This is a genomic window from Pseudomonas sp. JZ134, from assembly GCF_051027695.1.
Lineage (GTDB): Bacteria > Pseudomonadota > Gammaproteobacteria > Pseudomonadales > Pseudomonadaceae > Chryseomonas > Chryseomonas luteola.
Genome location: NZ_CP069252.1, coordinates 216,265 through 234,688 on the forward strand (window position 1 = coordinate 216,265; position 18,424 = coordinate 234,688).

Consider the following 18,424-nt stretch of genomic DNA (forward strand, 5'->3'; position numbering starts at 1 on the left):
ATCAGCTACCCTCCCTGCTCAAGCGCAACCGTATAAGACGCTCCTGTTCGGATGGGCCTCTGTCCAGCCAGGCGCCTTGCCCTACCTTTATTGGATGCGCACGGCCAAGGTGTAACGGATATCCGCCGCGTACCGCGATATCCAAGGTACAGTCCAAGTCGGGTCCAAAGTAAAAGGCCAGTAACGCCTTGAGCTGTCTGTGCGCAGGGCCGGTTGGAAGAAAGGCTTGCACCTGCGTCCTGTCGTGTAGACGTAGCCCCAAACGGATTCCGGCATGCTCATCCCAGATACGCGACCCGGCAACGGTGGTTTGACCTAATGTGAAATTCCGTCCCTTTCGCCCTGCAACGCTACGGCTAGACAGGGGGATGCTTCGCCATGCACCCTCGAACCCTTTTACCGTCGCGCTGATACCAAAGTAGTGACGAACCAAGACCGCAAAACCGGCCAGGGAACGACGCTTGCCCGTCAAGAGTGCTGCTCGGGCTAACAGTGCGCCGTCAGGTAAGCCCTGCCGCTCCTGTAACGGCTCAGGTAGCAAGCCTACCAGGGCGCGTATCGGGTTGTGCACGGAGCTGTGCTCCGGTGGCATAAACGGAAGTGCCATCCGATGCTTACATAGGGAGCGATACAATAGGCTCAACAGCCGATGTTGAAAGAGATCCAGAAACTCGCTGGCCGCCCAGTCCTTGGCTTTGGCTCGTTGCTGAAGCCACTCTTGATACGCATAGGGCAGCGGCCCATCAGGTCCGCCCAAGCCAAAGATGGGCGAATGCAGTACGGGTTTCGCCTCGCTTTTAGTATCCAGTCGTTCGATTTCATTGGAGGAAAAGACCGGCGTGAGCGGCCCCTTCAACCGCAGCGCCTCCAGGCGCGGATCGTTACCCCTGGCCAGCGAAATGGCCTTGGGCTGAATACGCTCCAGAATGCCTATCGCCTGCAAAAACTCGAAGCGATAGGGCTTCTGGATAAGCCTCTGTGCTAGAGAGACAGGGCTGCTTCCATCCGTGGTTGCCATGTTTGGATACCTTTGTCACCCCGGATCAATACCGTGCGCACAAAGCGGTTGGCATTGGCATAGAGGCAAAAGAAATGGGCCAGGACACCCGTAAACAACACGGGGCTGGTACCTGTCATCGCAGCTGAGTCCAATTCAACACGGACCTCATAACCATTACGCCAGCCACGCCAGGCGTCGTGCCCTACCCGGTCGACAATGCGTGTGGTTTCCAGTCGTGTTATCCCTTCAATCTGGCGACGCGCTGCACCGTCGCCTCGCAGGTTGTGCAGGTGGAGCATCTCCTTGAGAGCGGCCAGGGCGTGCTCTCCTTCTACGAGCGATAAATGATTAAGTGTCAGCTGTGAAACAAGCTGCCAACGTGATGCTCCGGTAAGGTCAGGCTTAATCTGGGACAAGGGTTTGGTCAGCAATTTGATACAGGCGACAGGACCTGGCCGCTCGGTGTTGAGAGGCGTTCCAGCGGCTAATGTCTGGGCCATGTGGCGGCTAGTGCACAGGAGGTCAGCCGTATAGCTGTATTCAGGTGCCTCGCGGGCTGGGTCCAGCTGGGTATCGACCAGACTGATCATCAGATCACTCCCCTGTCGTAAGGGGTTGAGTCCCTCGATACGCCTGGCATGCCAATACAAGCCTTCACTGCCTCCATTATGCTGGCAGCTGTAGTAAGGGGCGACAGCTCTTACGCCTCGACTGGTATGTGCACGGACGCTGCGAATACTATGGATTTCAACACTGTTTTCCCGATAGGCATCCGCGACCAGTCGGTATTCGCTGCGAGTACCATCTGGACGCAAAGGTTCGGACGTACGCGGGAACAGGTTGATCACCGGTACACAACCCAGCGCGATGTCCTCCCGTTGCAGGCTGATTCTCCCTGCAGGTGCTTCATCAAATACCAGGTATAACGTCATCTGGTCGATGGCTCCCGCTGGCGCCGATACGGGTATATCAAAAAAGGTAAATTTGTCAGGAAAGGCAAAGAACTCCGCCAACAGACGCAGACCGGGATGAATGCCGTCTTCATCAGGAAGCAGGCTTTCCTCGGGTAAAAAGCCCACACTCCTGGGTAGGCCTGCGCAACGCTCAGGCGGTTCACCGGGAGAGCTGCTCAAGACCGCTAACGTATGTGCGCCCAACAGGTCATACAGTTGGGCATTCACCATCGGGGAAGCGGAAAGGTATATCCGCAGACTGCTGAGCGGCAAATCATTTAGCGGTGTCTCACCCAGCCTTACCACGTCCAAGCGCAAGGCTGAAGCGCCCTCAGTCAGCCCGGTCAGAGCCTGGGTTTCCTCGCTACCCAGTAGCCCGGCGCCAGAGATTTCCAGCGGCCATATCGTGACCGGCGCAGCAGTCCGAAAATGGATACTGTCTCCTTTTGATGTAGTGGCAAATAAAGGGACACCGCGAGGCAGTGTATGCCCTTGCGCCAAGCTTCCCTGCGCTGAATTGGGCTGTACCTGAGCAATCGCACATGAAGGCCACGGCCTGAGCGACAACGGATATAGCTGCTCAAGCAATGCATTACTGAATTCGGCATACTCATCATCCAGACGCCGTGAAAGACGTGCAGTCAGGAGTGCAAAGCTTTCCAGCAACCGCTCTACATGAGGGTCCGCGCATTCGCTCGGTGATAATTCCAGCCGCTGTGCAACCTTGGGGTGTCGCTGCGCAAAATCACTGCCCGCGCGACGTAACCAGGTCAGCTCGCGCTGGTAATAATCCAACAGGATGGCATCAAGTGAGTCGCTCATCGCGCACCTCGATACCCGTAGCAGTCATGTCCACATGAAAAGCCAATGGCCATGGCGAATCGGTACCTCTTACAAAGCCGGTAACGCTTACTACCGTCTGCTGGCGACTGCCTGATGCTCCCTCCAGCTCAACCGCCGAAACCTGCAGGCGTGGCTCATAGGTTGCGATTGCAGCTCTGATCGACTTAAGGAGTCTACGTCGATCGTCTTCACGGTCTATCTGCATTGCCGTCCAGTCAGGGATACCGTAATCAAGGACGTTGGGCTGCTCAATCAGATGCCCAGCGCTGCGTCGAGTGTTAAGCAGACGAGAGAGCTCCTGGCGTATGGATTCAAGCAAGCGCTGCCGTGGAGGCAATGGTTGCTCATCTTCCTCAGCCAGACGATCCAGCAGCGCAGCATCCATGGCATGTGCTCCGAGTTAACTGACGGTTTTATTAGCAGCAAGGTCCCAGGTTGACGCGGCGGTACCTTCCTTCGTACCGTCATCCTTTTGCGCTGTCAGCTCCCATTTGATCTTGGTAAAGTTCAGCGACAGCGTTTCAACCGGTTTACCTCCCGCTCCACCGCTGACACTTACATTGGAAAGCACAACGTTATTAAGCGTATACACCATGAAAGGCATGATCTTGCCATCCCCTTCCGCAGCATTGCGGCCAATGATGACTTTGGTCTCTGCAATGGGTTTGCCGGAGCAGCAATAGGAATTCAGGGTAGGCGTAGAGGAGTCGACAAACTTGGTAAGGGTAAACTCGCCGATATGAGGTTTGCCTGAAGTCCGCTCTGAATTACTGACATCATTCGTGACCTGCATCGCCACGTTATGGCTGTAGGACATGACTTCTATCTTGTCCTTGTAGCCCTCCATCAAGCTGTCACCCTTAATATCCGCACCAAAATCGAGAATGATCGCGTCCATAACGCGTGGCTCCCTATTTGCGACAGTGAGTTAAACCTGCCTGAATCCTCAGGCGGGGGGTCTGATCAAGCAGCGGCAGGAGGCGGCAACGTGGCTACCAGGCGAATCGAGGCCGTCAGCTCTTCCAGCTGGAAATGTGGGCGCAGAAATACCGTGGCGCGATAGCTGCCTGGCTTGCCCGGCACTTCCGTTACATCGACACGCGCCTCGCGCAGGGGATATTCCGCCTTGATGGATTGCGGAGCGTTGTCATTGATCAGCACGTAATCGGCAATCCAGTTATTGAGATAGCTTTGCACGTTGTCACGTGTCATGAAGCTACCCACCTTGTCGCGCATGATGACCTTCAGGTAGTGAGCAAAACGAGATGCTGCCAACACATACGGCAGCATTGCTGAAACACGTGCATTGGCGTTGGCTTCGTGAGTGTTATAGATCTTGGGTTTGTTGGTTGTCTGCCCGCCAAAGAAAACCGCAACGTCGGTATTTTTCTTGTGGCATAAGGCAATAAAGCCCAACTCGTCGAGTTCCTTCTCACGGCGGTCCGTGATGGCCACTTCTGTTGGGCATTTGAGCGTTAAATCACCAGCCATGGTAGTGAAAGTATGTGCAGGGAGACCTTCGACCGCTCCTCCCCCTTCCATGCCGCGAATAGCAGCACACCAGCCATACTTGGCAAAGGCGCTGGTAATCCGTTGGGCCATCAGCCAGGCAGGGTTGCCCCAGAGATATTTCGTGTGATCGGTCCCGTTCACGTCTTCGATAAAGTTCATGCCCTCTACCGGCGCGGTTTCAGGCCCATAAGGCAAACGCAGGAGGAAACGCGGGAGCACAAGTGAGACGTAGCGTGAGTCTTCGCTTTCACGAAACGCACGCCACTTGATCAACTCCAGGCTCTCAAACGTTTTACTTAGGTCACGTGGTATAGAAAGCTCCATAAAGCTGCTCATGTCAAAGAGCCTGGGGCTGGCAGCGGCAATGAACGGCGCATGCGCGGCTGCCGCTACATTGGAAAGCTTTTCAAGCAGTGCAATATCCTGCGGGTGCCGGCCGAACGCAAAATCTCCGACAAGGAGGCTGAAGGGATGGCCGCCAAACGTACCGTACTCTTCCTCATAAATCTTTTTGAAGAGTAAGCTCTGGTCAAACTCTACTGCCTTCTCCAGGTCTGCCTGCAGTTCCTTTTGCGTCACATTCAGCAGACGAAGCTTGAGGCGCGTACTGGTTTCGGTGTTTGAAACCAGCTGATGGAGACCACGCCAGGAGGATTCCAGGACTTGTAATTCTGGATGATGCAGGACTTCGTTCAGTTGTTCGCTGATCATTTCATCGATCTGGGCGATCCGGTCATTGATCATTGTGACCGTGTCCTTGTCGACAACCATTCCTTCATCCAGTACTTGCGTCGCAAACTCGGCAAGCATGTCGCGTGCATAGTCCTGCTGGCTATCATCGTAAGCCATGCGGCCATCGGCAATGATGCGGTCCAGCAAGCTTAAAGAAACAGTTTCAGCAGCCGCCTCTTTGGTTTGAGCTTGAGCCATGATGCAGTTCCTCCATGATAGGGATAGGATCAGGCCTGGGGTGCGTCTGGTTGCTCAGATTGACTGCTATCAGCCACGGGCTTTTCATGGCCAATGCGTGCCAGCTTGATTTCCTGCAAACCGTCCGTGTCAGCCACCACGTTTTGCAGTAATTGGTCGAGGTCATCGTTGCCATCAAGCTTTGTGAGCAGATCCCTTAAGCGCTGACGCGCTTCGAACAACCGACGTAGCGGCGGTACCTGGCCGACGATATTGACCGGATTAAAATCATCGATATGAGAAAACCGTAGTTCGACATCAAGCTTCGACCCATCACGGCTCAGAGTGTTATCCACTTGAAGAGTGGCCCGAGGCTCAATGGATGAGAGGACTTCGTTGAAGTTGTCCCGATCGATATCAACGAATCGTCGTTCGCTCAGTTTGGGAAGAGGTGTTTCGGGTCTACCCGAGAGGTCACTCAGAATGCCAACCACCATGGGCAATTCTTTTTTCTCGATTGCACCGCCAATTTCAACATCATAGGTAATCTGCACCCGTGGCGGACGAATGCGATCAAGCTTGTGCTGCGTACTTTCGGCCATCTTCCCTCTCCCTCAGTGCGTATGCGTCGGCACATTGCGCACCTTTCTGACGACACCCTGACCACAGGAGAAAAGCTTCTCCTGCACCCACACGCTTGCTGTAACACTGTTCAATCCACTGAACTGTTCAAAACGTTAGAAGACGCCTATAAAAATTCAAGTGAAAAAAGAAAAATTTTTATTGGACAATAGAAATCATGGAAATATCCGTAATTTTCAGGACGTTAGCGATTTTTGCCTGTATTTTGCTATCAAATGGGTGCTCTTTATTTGCTGAGAAAGTTGCGCTAGACCATATAACAGTGGATGTCGACCCTAGGGCTAACAACGACACTCCGATTGCGATTGACTTTGTTGCAACAGCCGATTCAGTACTTGAAGAACGCCTTAAAGGCACAACAGCAGCTCAATGGTTCGAGCAGCGGGATCAATTGCAAAAGGACTATCCAGGCCAACTGAACATTTGGAGCTTAGAACTCGTTCCGGGACAGTTCATGGCACTAAACGACATTCCGCTAAAAGGTCAGAGGTCTCATGGACTTTTAGTTTTTGCGAGCTATAACACCCCTGGAGCCCACCGTTTGGTGCTGCAAAAACAGTCATCCATATGGCTCAAGCTCGAGGGAAAAGGAATGCGTCTTCTTGACTCAGAGGGTCAATAGGCGCCTGTCGACGTCAGGCACGGCAGATAGCAGGAGTCAGGGAATGCACCAAATACCCGATGCAGTGTGTTGGCATGAAGGCATGCATTTGCTGCCACAACACTTCCAGCTGCAATCCTTGCGTGCTGAAAGCCTGTCTGCCCGATTAAGCCAAGGTGCCAACCCTTGGTACTGGGGCGTCGAGACACTGACCATTGACCCTTCTTCCCTGCTGATAGGTCTCGTACGGCTGACCGAGCTGAGCGCTATTCTGCCAGATGGCCTGCCGGTTAGGCTGGATCCTGCAGCCGACGCCCCGCTTGAACTGAACATTTCAACAACGCTTAAAGAGTCCTCGCAAAAGTATGTAACCGTATACCTGGCGGTGGCGCCTCTCTGGCGTGCCGGACGTCTGGTTCCGCTTAGTGGTCGGCTGCGGTCGGTCAACACTGAAGCAATACCCGATCTTGCCAGTGGAGACTTTCCTGAATCAGTGGCCGCCTGGCGGCCCGAGATGCGGCTCGTCACGTCGGAGGGACGGGCTGATTCAGTGTGTATTCCTTTGCTTCGTGTTGGCCGGGAAGCTGGTGCTTTCCTCCAGGTGTCTTACCTTCCGCCTTCACCGCGGATTCTTCCTGAATCTGCCCTGGGTAAGCGCATTGTAATGCTATGTAGTCATATTCGTGAGAAATGTCAGTTCCTGACCGGCCGGTTACGACAGGCTCAACATGCAGCCCACCGAGACGATATTTACGAATTGAAAACTCAGCTAGGTGCCCTTTTATCTGGCTTACCTGCACTTGAAGTATTGATTAGCTGCCGTGTGGCCCATCCCCTTCAGGTTCATTTTCAGCTAACCACCATGGCCGGCTCATTTGCTGCACTGGATCCTCTTTCAGGGATTCCGTACTTCAAACCGTTGGACTATGAGGACCTGCTTTCCGGGTTCGACGAAGTCCTGTTGTGGCTTGAAAAAACCCTCACACTCATTCGCGGTGGATACCGCAGCTTGCCGTTTGTGCGGGGCGAGCAGTATTTCAGTATTGGGCTACCGGATGATCAAAAGACTGAGCAGACCTTGGTTATTGGTTTGCGCATGCCAGCAGGCGCCACGCCTCAGTCGGCAAGAGAATGGCTGGAAGGGATCATTATTGCATCGCAACCTCACCTTCCTGTGCTCAGCCGCCAGCGCATGCGTGGCTTGTCTTTCCAGCCACTGGGGCGCAAGGAACAGATTGCCTATAGCGTAGGCGAGGAGACACGGTTGTTTCAGATACAGGCGCACGGTGAGTGGTTTCAGCCCGACAAGCCCCTGTGCCTGACCACTACCACGGGAGAGACAGTTGAACCTTGGGAAGTTGTGCTTTTTGTTGCGCTCAATCTTGACTGAGTCTGATATGGGACGGGCTCGAATATGGCTAACATGGATACAAGCCTTACCGCTGCAACGTTAGAGGCATCGCCTTTAAGCGCCGCGTTCACTCGTGCCTGGTGTGAATGGCTGGAGGTTTGGGACAACCATCGAACAGAAGACTTCAACCAATCACGCATAGGCTATCTGGCAGAGCAGGCTACCAGCATTGCTAAAAAGTTATGGCGCAATGCGTTTTCAGCAGTGGGTGACAGTGGTGGTCAGCAAGCGAAGGCTACGCTGTACGCCTTTGTCGCGTTGCTAGATGAGCAGCTCCTGTTCGAGCCGTGGCCTGGGCAAATTATTTGGCAAGAGCGCCCTCTTGAGATGCGCTTGTTTGGCAGTCGAACCGCAGGTGAACGACTCCCTGTAGCCATTAATCACTTGATAAAAGAGCGCGACCCCTCCAAACGTGATCTGGCAAATGTGTATCTGCAATGCCTCATGCTGGGGTTTCAGGGACGGCTTCGCTCTGGTAAGGGTCAGGCGATTCATGAGCAATGGCGTAGAAGCCTATTCGCCTTTGCACATCACAGGCTACCTTCAGAAAATGATACTACCGCCCTGCTCGCCTCGCCTGCCAGCGGCTCCCCTCAGCAAATGCCGGTTCGCAAGAGCCTACCGGATGCTTTTCGTTTAAGCCTTGCCATTGCCCTGGGTTTTTTACTACTGATGGGGGTCAGCCAGATGCTGTGGTGGGATATCACACAGCCTCTAAGGACAAGCCTTGAACGCTCAGGCTAGGTCTGGGCAAGGTAGGTGACTATGGAATTCATTCTGGCCTTGTTCGTTGCCATCGTCGTTGCCCTGGCCGGACTGTTCTTGTTTTTAAAGTTCTCCCGTGTACATCTGGATGGAGCCAGCCGAAGTTTTTACTCCAGTGTGCGGCAATGGGAACTACACGCTGGCGTGAACAATCGCTATCAATTGCCCTGGTTTCTTATGCTGGGAAGCGATCATGACAACGAATGCCTTCTCAAGAGCTGGGGGCTGACCGCGTCGGACTCGAATAACGCATGGTTTGGGCGCTGGTGGTACGGTGCTGAGGGAGCGGTACTGGCGGTACCTGGCGCATTGTTTATGCACACTGATGCTTCATCTGTGCAGGCTCGTCTGTGGCGAAGACTCCTAAGACTCATCCTGAAGCTTAGAGCCAATAGGCCTATCGATGGCATTATCTGGAACTGCTCGTCTGAACAGCTGATGAATGCGGAGCTGGCGAGCCTTCATGGCGTAGGTGCCCGACGCAAGTTTATCGAAATACAGCAATACCTTGGCTTGAATATGCCGGTTTACCTGATTTTAAGCGGTATGGAGGCGGTAGCCGGGTTTACCGAACTCATGGCCAGACTTCCTGCCAAGGCAGGATCGCATCCACTAGGGTGGACGTCACCCTATACAGTGCTCACCTCTTGGCATTCAGAATGGATTGACCAAGCCATTGGTCAGACAAGCCAAGCCATTACAGGCGCCATTATGGAAATAGGAGCACTCAAGGGAAATATCCCTGGAGAACTGTATGGTCTACCTCAACGACTTGCTCAGTGCCATGATGCTCTTTTAAGTCTATGCGACCCGGTCTTTCAAGGAGTTGCCTCAGGTGAAGCGCCAAGGCTCAGAGGCATTTATCTAACAGCCAGGACTGTTTCGCATATCCCTAGGGACCCTGACGGCCTCTATACCGATGAGTCCAGGAGCGCCTCGTCAGTAAGCCTCGTGTTTGCATCCCAGCTATGGCGGCAGCGAATTGCAGCTGAGCAGGGCTTGGCGCAACCTATTATGCGAGTATTGCGCCTGCGCCAGCGCTGGCACCAATTCACAGCCATTACCGCTACGATCCTCGGCGTCACGTGGCTGCTGAGTATGCTGTGGGTCTGGCATACAAGAGTTCAGGAGGCACATCTTCTGGCCAATCTGCTTGATGAGACCCGTACGAAAAACACGGCTCAGATGCAGACTAATGCCCAAAGGGTAACAGCGCTGTGGCAATTGCTCGCTGGGGCTCCACGCTGGTCGTTCAAAAGCACGGTTTTGCCCGTCTCATGGTTCTCGCCAACGGATTATGAACTGAGCCAATCGGTAAGAGATCGGATACAGACACACTTAGCTGAACCTATTCAGCAAGAAATTCAGCGTGAGCTTCAGGAGTTATCCGGGGTCCGAGCCAGCAATTTTCCATTGGCAAAAAGTTTTGATGAAAATGCCTACCTGCAACATGCCAATCTTATTGCAGAGAAAGCGTTGTTTTTGCAGATGGTTAATGCCCGCTTCGAGCAAGCGCTACAACCGGGGCAAAGGCCCCTAAATGAGCTTGCTGGTCTAGGGAACACACTCTTCGGCCTAGACCTCCAGCCCAGAACGCTTGTGTATGTGGACTTGTATAACCAGCTTGCTGACACATCAATTAACCCGCTTGCCTCATCAATATCCCTTGAATCCGCCAAAGGCTCTGTTAGCGCCGAATACCAGAAGAATATGCGCCTCTGGCTGGACCAGTTCATGGGCGCCGAACGTTTTTCTACAGCAGCAGGATATCTCTCAAGCCATCTTCAGGCGCTTCAATATGGCCAACGAAACAGCTTACCTGAGCTTGAGGAACTCAACGATCGAATCGATCAGCTACGGCATGCCGTAGATCAAACCAATGCAGCCTGGAAGGAGCGCTCCGGCTCAGAGCTTACCCCTGAATACCAAGCATCACTGGATCGAGCAAGGCAAAGCGTCTTGATTGGGCCGGAAGTGGTCCTGCAAGTACAACGCTACGCTGAAACACTCAGGCGGACTTTTCATGATCGCTGGCTGATGCAGGACTCGACCCAGACCGGAATTCTTCGCCAACAAAGCAGCGGTCTTCTAGAACTTCAGTCCGTTCTGATAAAGCTCGACCAAAGCATTGAAGCCCTGCTCCAGCAGAACTTCAGTTACGCTGCCTTGAGTGAATCGTCCAAAGGCTCTTCTGTACATACCTTACCTAATCTGGACGAAAAAGCTGTCGAGGCTGCACTAGAGTTTCATGCAAGTTATCTTGCCTACCTGCAAAAGGATATAGCCGAACTACCAGCGCCTTTCCGTAAGGCACTTATTGAAGCCGCACAATCTGCTACTCGTGCAGCGATGTGGTATCGGCTAAGCGATACACCGTCCAACCCGTTGGAAACCCATCAACTGACTACGCGCACGGCATTTGATCTTTCGACTGACAAAGCCGCTCAGTTGCTCATGGCATTTAATGAACTCAATGACCGTGTCCACGCGGATGCATTGAAAAAAGAATTGAATCGGCGTGCCCTTGTTGATCTCTACCGTACTGCTGATGAAATTCAGCACTTACCGGTATTTGCCCAGGTTCTTGAGTTCGGTCATTGGGACGGCAGAAGTAACTTTGCATTAACAAGCTATCGTGAGGGAAGTCAGCAAGGATTGAAGCAAACACTGAACCTTCAGTTCAACCTGATTAGCGATTATCTCTCGAGAATACGGCCCGCCCTGGACTGGCTTAATGCACAGCGGGAGGCCTTGTCTGCCAGCGAACTGCAGAAACTGAACAGCTTTTTTGATATGGCTGTTGAGTTCAAAAAATACAGTGAGCAAAACCCTACAAGCTCTCCAATGTTGTTTGAGCAACTCGTCAATCGAGATTTCAATTCCATGGATACGACAAACTGCATGACCGTGCTAACGGCGGCCAGTTTGCCAACCGACCAGGGGGCTCTTGCCAGTCTTGCCCGAGCCCTTAGGGATCAGGCCCAGATGCGCTGTACCAGCTTACAGCAGCAAACAGCCGAAAAAGCTTGGCAGCGTATTACCAGCTATTTTTCTCACTATCTGGCGGGCCGTTTTCCGTTCACATTTGATGAGTTTGCCGCTGATGCCAATCCGGATCGGGTCCGTGACTTTCTGCTTTTGATAGACACCGATGGACCAGCGGCATTGGCAGGTCTTAAAGATAATTACTCGCCAGATACTTCTGCTGCTCGTGACTTTCTTCAAAACCTTCAAAGGGCGCGATTGTGGCTGGGACCCGTTCTACTTGCTGATAAGCAGGGGACTCAAGGTGTTGATATAGAGGTTCGTTGGCGAACGGATCGGCAAGAGGAACGAGGCGCTGATCAGATCATTGATTGGGATCTTTCTTCAGGGGTTCGGCATGTTCGGTATCCAGGCGAGTTGAAAGGTCGTCTTACCTGGCGCCTGGATGATCCCGTTAAATTGATCTTGCGCTGGGCTACAGGAAGCACTCAACGCCCAGCAGAGGATCCGCGACAACCTGGGCTTGCCGTCTATGACCGAGAAGCGGGATGGGGATATGAGGGTTCTTGGGCACTAATAAGGTTTATGCGTGCCAATCACGCCTATGAGCGCTTTCCATCTGATGATACAGGCGATAGGCCTTTGGCATTTCAGTTGCCTGTACGCTCGCCTATACCCGGAGAGTCGTCTGCTCTTGTCTTTCTTCGTGTAAGCCTGATGCCTGTTGGAGGTAAGGAAGCCCTTTCAATCACCGCTCTGCCTGTTAGTGCGCCAAAATCGCCTTTCCAGAATTCAAATACTCTTCCGCTTGCAGACTTGCAGGTCTTGCCATGACGCAGCTTAATGGGCTAGACGCAATAGATTCACAGTGGAACTTACTGGTTGATCCTCTACCAGGTCAAAGTCCAACTGGTTCGGATATCAAGCATACGCTTGAATACGATGCTCTTAAGGAAGCCAGACGTGAGGATGATTCCACACTGCCAACAGGTGTCTGGCAAAAAGAGCCCAAGCGTGTCAACTGGTCTGAAGTTGAGAAACAGGCCTCCCGGCTCCTAGGGACGCGCACGAAGGATTTAATGATTGCCGCCTGGTTAGGAGAGGCCTGGATACATCGCTACCATCAGTATGGTTTGGAACGAGCGCTTACATTCATCAAGGAGCTATGTCAGCGTTATGCCGTTAGGTTACATCCCAGCCAAACGGAGCAAGACATAAACTGGCTTGCCCCACCCTTGGCCTGGATTGTTCAGCAATATGCCCAACTCCTTTTGTTACAGGTTCCAATTGTAGGTGACGCTGTACCAGGGTTTGAAAAGCTCACCCAAGTCGAATGGACTTCCCTGAACAACCAACTCCTCTGCAAAGGCGACGACAGCCGGGCCAAAGCGAAGGTCGAGGCTGCTCGCGCCGCCCAGCAAAAGTTTCATGACGCGGTGCGAAAGGGTTCTCGTGAAAGATTGGTCGCACTTTCTCAACGTTTAACATCATGCGTCTTGACGGCAGAGGAGCTTCAAGACTGGATCGATAATAATATTGTAGAGGAGGCCCCGTCGGTTGGACCGTTGAAAGAGGTCCTGAGTCAGCAGCTTACAGCCCTTCAGGAGCTTATAGCTATGCATCCTACTCCACCTATCACTTCTTTTGAGGTTCATGAACCTCAAGAACTGTCACAGCTTGATGATCTGCTTCAACCTCCCCAGACTGACTGCTTACAACCAAACGCACCGCAGTCAAGGTCACATGCCTATCAGCAGTTGCAGGTCATCTCCAATTATCTCGCTACTACCGAACCACATAGCCCCGTTCCCTATCTGATTAATCGTGCGATTGCCTGGGGAAACATGCCGTTCAATGAGCTAATGGCTCAATTGCTTGACGCAGATATAGAAACGCGAAAAATTTGGACCTTACTTGGTGTCTTTACAACGAAAGGGGACAGGGGAACTGGTTCTTGAAACCCAGAACCGATCTTCGACTACGTATGAAGCGTCGTAATCTGGTCATTCATTAGGAAATGGAAACCTGTTCTCTGCTGCTGACTGCAACAGTTATTTCACTATCATGAAACAAAACAATTAGCGGCTGCCCACCACTTGCCTCTTTAACGGATATGGGGGCTTTGCCGTTCTCTTGCCTTACGAGCGTAGGATCGCCCTGGAATCAAGCACAGCATAAAGATCCTTGTAGCGCTGCAGCGAGGCTCCCTCCCGCTGAAGACCTCCCTGCGCTGCCAGCTGATAAGCTGATACTGGCCAGCCAACGAATCGACACGGCGCTACCCCTCAGTGAGTTGAGCATCTCGTTGCAAGGACAGGGCTTGCCTGGCTTGCATAAGTACCTGAGCCTCATCACGGTCTTGCGCTCGGCAAGATAAGTGTATTGCATAAGGAGGTTGCCTACGCATTGCTCCTCTTCAGCTACGGCTGACTGAGGTTGCGCCAGATATCGCTCCTGATAATTGTGCAAGTGATCGCATGCGCTCTGCAGCAACTTACGCACCATGGGCTGCGCCTGTGCCTGCCAGAGGGTAATCTGTCTCTCGTGCCGGTTCAAGTAGTCATCCATACCTCGGCGGTAGCAGTGGCTTAGCTCAGCCAGCGCGAGAGTCTCGTTGCTTAGCCGTTGTTGGGAGAGGTTCTGATACTACCCGTGCAGGCTGACAAGGCAGGTCTCCTCACGGCTAAGGGTTTGATCGATCAGCTGCCTGGCCAGCTCAATATTTCTACCAAGCTCTTCGGACTCCTGCTGAAAATGACGCAGGATTGATCCGATATCTTGGACGGGGTATTAACGCGGTTTTTGGACTGTTGTGGCATCGTCAGAAACGACTCTGTGCTCACGCCGCCGCATGGGTTTTATCTGCTTTGCTCCAGGTATTGGCAACATATCAACCATGCGGCTCGAACATATCTAAATTGTAGCAGTTAGACCGTTAACATAGATTCGCAGCCAGGATCCTAGGGCTATCACCATAAATGATAGATACAATTCACAGTATCAATTTCATAAATCTAAACATACATGGTGGAATGTGGTATCTGAAACTTAAATGGATATCACATTATGACTGTCGTCAAGAACTTAAGTATTGCCATGATATTTGGTGCGTTCAGCCAGTTTATATATGCCGGAGATGCAGGGGTTAGACTGGCTTCTAATTCCGAAGGCTATGAAGCAGAAACCATCAAAGTTGTTCGAACTGAGCGTACAACCGATAATTGCGGGGTTGGTGTTTCCAAGGTGACTTATCAAGACAGAAACGGTGAAATCCATACTAAGCAATTCCGTATACTGGGTAGCGGACCCTCCGGTCATAGCTGCAATTAAAGTCTTTTGTCTGCAACAGCTGATGTCTTTTATCAGCAGTCTACGTGAAACACCCTTGATATGAATAACCGCTGAAGAATGCGGTTTTAGCTCAGGCAATAAAGGTCTATGGAACAGGCCTTAGCGGAGGGGCATCCCTGGCTCAACTTGATCGCAAATGCGCCACGCTGGCCAAAGTGGCGTCTGCTCTTTTGGGCCAGCGGACGGGCTCCCTCCACGCCACAGGCACGTCGAAGAGCTTTGTGTCTTATTGCATTCGAACAGATCTTTAACAGCATTTGCGTTGCACCCGCACGGGCTATGCTTTTTTCATCTGCTCTAACAGATCGGTCACATCGAATCCAACCTGCTCCACATGTCATTGTTGATATCTGCCATGACACGTTTTGCCTTACGCGACTACACGCTGACAGGGTTCTGCGTATACTGCATGTCCTCTTTAATCCATGCTTGGGAATCAGTGCTCTCGTTAGTCAAGAGATCCAACCTGCGGCCTCCAGCTGGCAGCAGGAGCATGTAGAACGTGACCCAGCAGACTGGCTCCATCGATTCGGTCGAACATCGGCGGGTGCAACCACTCTCACCCCTCGTGCCCCTTCTTGTCTTGGTTAAAGCGCTACTGCTTGGTTGGCTTGGCCTGGATGAGGCCCTTAAACCCACTTATTTTTGCAGGCGCCGCAGTCATTGCTGTGTTCTTCTCGCACCTGATGGACGCGTTTAAACGTAGACGCTTTCTTTGTTTCCTATCCGACCCTGGAGAGAAACTTATGTCATTTCGTATTACCGTTTTTGATCCTGCTCCATTCAGGCCTCTCTTTGGATTAAGCGAGGCAGAACTTGCGAACGCGGGAGGCATGCGATATATCACCGCTTAAACACCACGCTTTTTTGATCGGGTAAGTTTGAAAGACGTAAAACCCGGGAAGACGGTTTTGTTGCTTAGTTTCATGCATCAGCCAGCGCAAACGCAGTATCAGGCAAGCCAGGCCATCTTTATTAAGAAAGTATGACACAGCGTTATGACCGGATTGAGGTTGTCCCTGAGTCAGTAAGATTTCGTCTGCTTTCGGTTCGCGGCTTTAATAATAAGGCCTTATGGCAGAGGCCGACATTGTTGAGGGGCGCCAGCTGCTTTTCATGAACACGGGTGTTGATTACTTACACATTCATTTTGCAAGGCGCGGCTGTTATGCAGATCAGGTGGATAAGGTATAGCGAGACAGTACCTGGCCCGCCGCTATGGGCAGCACCATAAAATCTCTGAATCCTTATCCGGAAAATATGATTCATCTTTCGGGACAGGGAGGATTCATCAGCTTTTGACCAGTAAATGGCAGAGGACAAAAAGACCAAAAGCCTGCAGGCAGGCTTTTGGTCACGTATCCATGAATCAAATTCTAATTCTATTGGCCGAGGCATATTGCGCCGCAGCTGGTATAGAGGCGATCGTCTGTTTAGCGATTGAGCCGTAGGCATCACTTAACCAGCTCGGTACATTACTATTCATGTATTCAAACGTATCCGACCCGCCAACCTGGAATGCCTTTTCCAGAGCCTCACGCGGGATACCACTCCCGTATCTAGCAATGCTTTCTGCTACGGTACGGACTCCTGGGCCCATCAACTTGGCAATATTACCTGCTACCGGAACCATCCCAATAGCTGCGGAGGCATAATCGAGGCCTTCCATATCAGTACCGTCCAGCTTTTTCCCTGTCAGCAACATTCCCAAGCTAATAACGTTGCCTACCACTGGCATTGAGGTCACCAAGGTCTGGCCAATCTTTGACTTGAACATACTTTTTGCAAAGCCAAGTAGAGCGGAGTCGCTCGCTGTAAAAACCTTGAGGGCCTTGTCCTGAGCCAGATCTGACAGATCATCTTTCAGCGCTGCCAAAATCGCAGAATCGGAAGAAGTTCTGAGTACTGTAACGCCTGATTTTGAGCCCTCAGGTGACCAGTTAGCGAGCGCTACCGGTTGAGTCTCAGATCGAGCGTTTGCAATGTACTCAGAAGGTATAAAGGCAAAGGGGGCCGTAGATAAGTTGGCAACCTGGATACGTCCATTCAAGTGACCACCAGAGGTTGTTTTAGCTGCTACTGATGAGGCAAGGATTGAATACTGTAGTGGATCAGTCGCAGTCGTTATTGAAGACGCTTTCAATGCCGATGAGGTAAGCCAAGTGTTCAAACTAGCTTCTAAGGCCTGCGGGTTATTCAGAATGGCCGGATTGCTAAATGGATTATCACTGCTAAAGCCAAGCTGGCTCATGGCTCCAGTGACCTCAGAAAGCTGAGGGGCCAGCTTGGCCTTCAGAGTGCTCTCAAGCATCCCTGTAGCACTATTGAACCCGGCCTTCATCAGGCTATCCGCCGTGATCATCTGTGGGCTGAAGCCTGCAGCTGTCAGGCGGCTTATCTGTCCTGGAGACAGATTATTATAGAGCGAGGGTCTGAACGACCCGTCGCGTACTGCTTGAAGAGTCCACAATGCCATCTGCAGATCCTTGTCAAGGCCATTGGAAAAGGTAACGTGACCGACCGTGGATTGCGGAGCAGACTTCATCAGATTTCGATATATCGAGGCCATTTTTCCAGGCCACACCGTTTCAGGACTAATCAATTGAAGCGGCTCATTAGCAGCTGGTTGCCCGACACTGAGGTTCAGGCAATAACCATTGAATGAGAAGTTAGCAATCTGTCCCGGTTGAATCAGGTAGCTTTTCTGCAATGCAGAATTAGAAGGCTTCGACGTTGAGGCCTTGAAGCCGCCCCTTTCAATCAGATCAACGTAAGAAACAAGGTCAGTCAGCGCAGTTGAGAATGCGAGGAATTGTTCTTGCGTGTAGTGATCGCCAGCAGCCTTCATTGCATCACGTGTTTCGTGAAAGCGACCTAAACGACGCTGATACTCAGGCTGGGTATATCCGATCTTGCCGCTTTGGGCTGCTTGAATGATGGATGCTGCACGCTGTGATTCTGCAAGCTCAGCAGCGCTTAAAGGTCCTTTGAATGATGATTTATTGTAATTGAGTGCATCTGTTAGCTTCTTGGGCATAGAACTGGGCATAGATGGCATTTGCAAGCCCTCCATAGCCGAACACCCGCTTAACTGGACAGCAATAAGGCCTGCCGCCAGAACTCTCACTACGCCACGCTGAAACTGCATCCCGAACCCCTTAGGTATATGGTATATTCAGCAAAAGAAAGGGAAATCCATATTTCCATCTATATTTTAAAAAAGCGGAGCGTGCAGAGCAATAAATATTTAAGTTTCGCCTTCAGCCAATATGGCTTAATGCTTCTTAATTTTAGAAAATTTGAATAATTTGTTAATTAAGCATCTTCTGAAAATTCCTGTTAAGTAGTACAGGTAATCCATTAAGTAAATTTACGCCTTTGATGTCAACACAGGTCACCCAGCCTGCAGCGATACCTGCTCTGGCATAGGCTTTACAAGGAATATATGTAAA

Annotated in this window: 13 protein-coding genes; 6 read left to right on the plus strand and 7 right to left on the minus strand. The window is 51.8% G+C overall.

Features of this window, described 5'->3' with window-relative positions:
* Position 1: 1 nt before the first annotated feature.
* From tssG to tssB, 6 genes are all read right to left on the minus strand, one after another.
* Complete coding sequence (tssG, locus tag JQR86_RS24160; protein ID WP_434155560.1) at positions 2–1,018, minus strand: type VI secretion system baseplate subunit TssG; 1,017 nt, start codon at positions 1,016–1,018, stop codon at positions 2–4.
* Complete coding sequence (gene tssF / locus JQR86_RS24165) at positions 982–2,775, minus strand: type VI secretion system baseplate subunit TssF (protein ID WP_434155562.1); 1,794 nt, start codon at positions 2,773–2,775, stop codon at positions 982–984. Before tssF ends, tssG begins: the two co-directional genes overlap by 37 nt.
* Positions 2,759–3,181, minus strand: a complete 423-nt coding sequence (gene tssE / locus JQR86_RS24170) for a type VI secretion system baseplate subunit TssE (protein WP_434155563.1) — start codon at positions 3,179–3,181, stop codon at positions 2,759–2,761. Before tssE ends, tssF begins: the two co-directional genes overlap by 17 nt.
* 15 nt (positions 3,182–3,196) lie before the next feature.
* A complete protein-coding gene (locus tag JQR86_RS24175) occupies positions 3,197–3,694 on the minus strand; it encodes an Hcp family type VI secretion system effector (protein WP_434155564.1) in 498 nt (165 codons plus the stop codon).
* Positions 3,695–3,759: 65 nt separating this feature from the next.
* A complete protein-coding gene (gene tssC / locus JQR86_RS24180) occupies positions 3,760–5,238 on the minus strand; it encodes a type VI secretion system contractile sheath large subunit (protein ID WP_434155566.1) in 1,479 nt (492 codons plus the stop codon).
* Positions 5,239–5,267: 29 nt separating this feature from the next.
* Positions 5,268–5,819: a type VI secretion system contractile sheath small subunit gene (gene tssB, locus JQR86_RS24185; RefSeq protein WP_434155567.1), complete on the minus strand. Its 552-nt coding sequence runs from the start codon at positions 5,817–5,819 to the stop codon at positions 5,268–5,270.
* Positions 5,820–6,016: 197 nt separating this feature from the next.
* Between tssB and JQR86_RS24190 the strand changes: the two genes are divergently transcribed.
* The 6 genes from JQR86_RS24190 to JQR86_RS24215 all read left to right on the plus strand — a co-directional run bounded on the left by JQR86_RS24190 (position 6,017) and on the right by JQR86_RS24215 (position 14,951).
* A complete protein-coding gene (locus tag JQR86_RS24190) occupies positions 6,017–6,481 on the plus strand; it encodes a type VI secretion protein (RefSeq protein ID WP_434155569.1) in 465 nt (154 codons plus the stop codon).
* A 43-nt stretch (positions 6,482–6,524) separates the two neighbouring features.
* Positions 6,525–7,850 (plus strand): type VI secretion system baseplate subunit TssK, encoded by a 1,326-nt coding sequence (gene tssK, locus JQR86_RS24195; protein ID WP_434155570.1) that lies wholly within the window; start codon positions 6,525–6,527, stop codon positions 7,848–7,850.
* A gap of 33 nt (positions 7,851–7,883) precedes the next feature.
* Positions 7,884–8,615: a DotU family type IV/VI secretion system protein gene (locus JQR86_RS24200; protein WP_434155571.1), complete on the plus strand. Its 732-nt coding sequence runs from the start codon at positions 7,884–7,886 to the stop codon at positions 8,613–8,615.
* A 21-nt stretch (positions 8,616–8,636) separates the two neighbouring features.
* Positions 8,637–12,455 (plus strand): type VI secretion system protein, encoded by a 3,819-nt coding sequence (locus JQR86_RS24205; protein WP_434155572.1) that lies wholly within the window; start codon positions 8,637–8,639, stop codon positions 12,453–12,455.
* Positions 12,452–13,579, plus strand: coding sequence for a type VI secretion system protein TssA (tssA, locus tag JQR86_RS24210; protein WP_434155573.1), 1,128 nt, complete (start codon positions 12,452–12,454; stop codon positions 13,577–13,579). Before JQR86_RS24205 ends, tssA begins: the two co-directional genes overlap by 4 nt.
* A gap of 1,108 nt (positions 13,580–14,687) precedes the next feature.
* Positions 14,688–14,951 carry a DUF2790 domain-containing protein gene (locus JQR86_RS24215; RefSeq protein WP_434155574.1) on the plus strand — a complete coding sequence of 88 codons (264 nt, stop codon included), beginning with the start codon at positions 14,688–14,690 and terminating at the stop codon, positions 14,949–14,951.
* A 1,390-nt stretch (positions 14,952–16,341) separates the two neighbouring features.
* Here JQR86_RS24215 and JQR86_RS24220 read toward each other — a convergent pair.
* Positions 16,342–18,120, minus strand: coding sequence for a hypothetical protein (locus JQR86_RS24220; protein ID WP_434155576.1), 1,779 nt, complete (start codon positions 18,118–18,120; stop codon positions 16,342–16,344).
* Positions 18,121–18,424 lie beyond the last annotated feature (304 nt).

Excerpts from the sequence above, each read along its gene's own strand:
- JQR86_RS24220 (WP_434155576.1), bottom strand. The coding sequence starts at position 18,120 with ATGCAGTTTCAGCGTGGCGTAGTGAGAGTTCTGGCGGCAGGCCTTATT.
- JQR86_RS24215 (WP_434155574.1), top strand. The coding sequence starts at position 14,688 with ATGACTGTCGTCAAGAACTTAAGTATTGCCATGATATTTGGTGCGTTC.
- JQR86_RS24205 (WP_434155572.1), top strand. The coding sequence starts at position 8,637 with ATGGAATTCATTCTGGCCTTGTTCGTTGCCATCGTCGTTGCCCTGGCC.
- tssE (WP_434155563.1), bottom strand. The coding sequence starts at position 3,181 with ATGGATGCTGCGCTGCTGGATCGTCTGGCTGAGGAAGATGAGCAACCA.
- tssG (WP_434155560.1), bottom strand. The coding sequence starts at position 1,018 with ATGGCAACCACGGATGGAAGCAGCCCTGTCTCTCTAGCACAGAGGCTT.
- tssK (WP_434155570.1), top strand. The coding sequence starts at position 6,525 with ATGCACCAAATACCCGATGCAGTGTGTTGGCATGAAGGCATGCATTTG.
- JQR86_RS24200 (WP_434155571.1), top strand. The coding sequence starts at position 7,884 with ATGGATACAAGCCTTACCGCTGCAACGTTAGAGGCATCGCCTTTAAGC.
- JQR86_RS24175 (WP_434155564.1), bottom strand. The coding sequence starts at position 3,694 with ATGGACGCGATCATTCTCGATTTTGGTGCGGATATTAAGGGTGACAGC.
- tssC (WP_434155566.1), bottom strand. The coding sequence starts at position 5,238 with ATGGCTCAAGCTCAAACCAAAGAGGCGGCTGCTGAAACTGTTTCTTTA.
- tssA (WP_434155573.1), top strand. The coding sequence starts at position 12,452 with ATGACGCAGCTTAATGGGCTAGACGCAATAGATTCACAGTGGAACTTA.
- tssB (WP_434155567.1), bottom strand. The coding sequence starts at position 5,819 with ATGGCCGAAAGTACGCAGCACAAGCTTGATCGCATTCGTCCGCCACGG.
- JQR86_RS24190 (WP_434155569.1), top strand. The coding sequence starts at position 6,017 with ATGGAAATATCCGTAATTTTCAGGACGTTAGCGATTTTTGCCTGTATT.
- tssF (WP_434155562.1), bottom strand. The coding sequence starts at position 2,775 with ATGAGCGACTCACTTGATGCCATCCTGTTGGATTATTACCAGCGCGAG.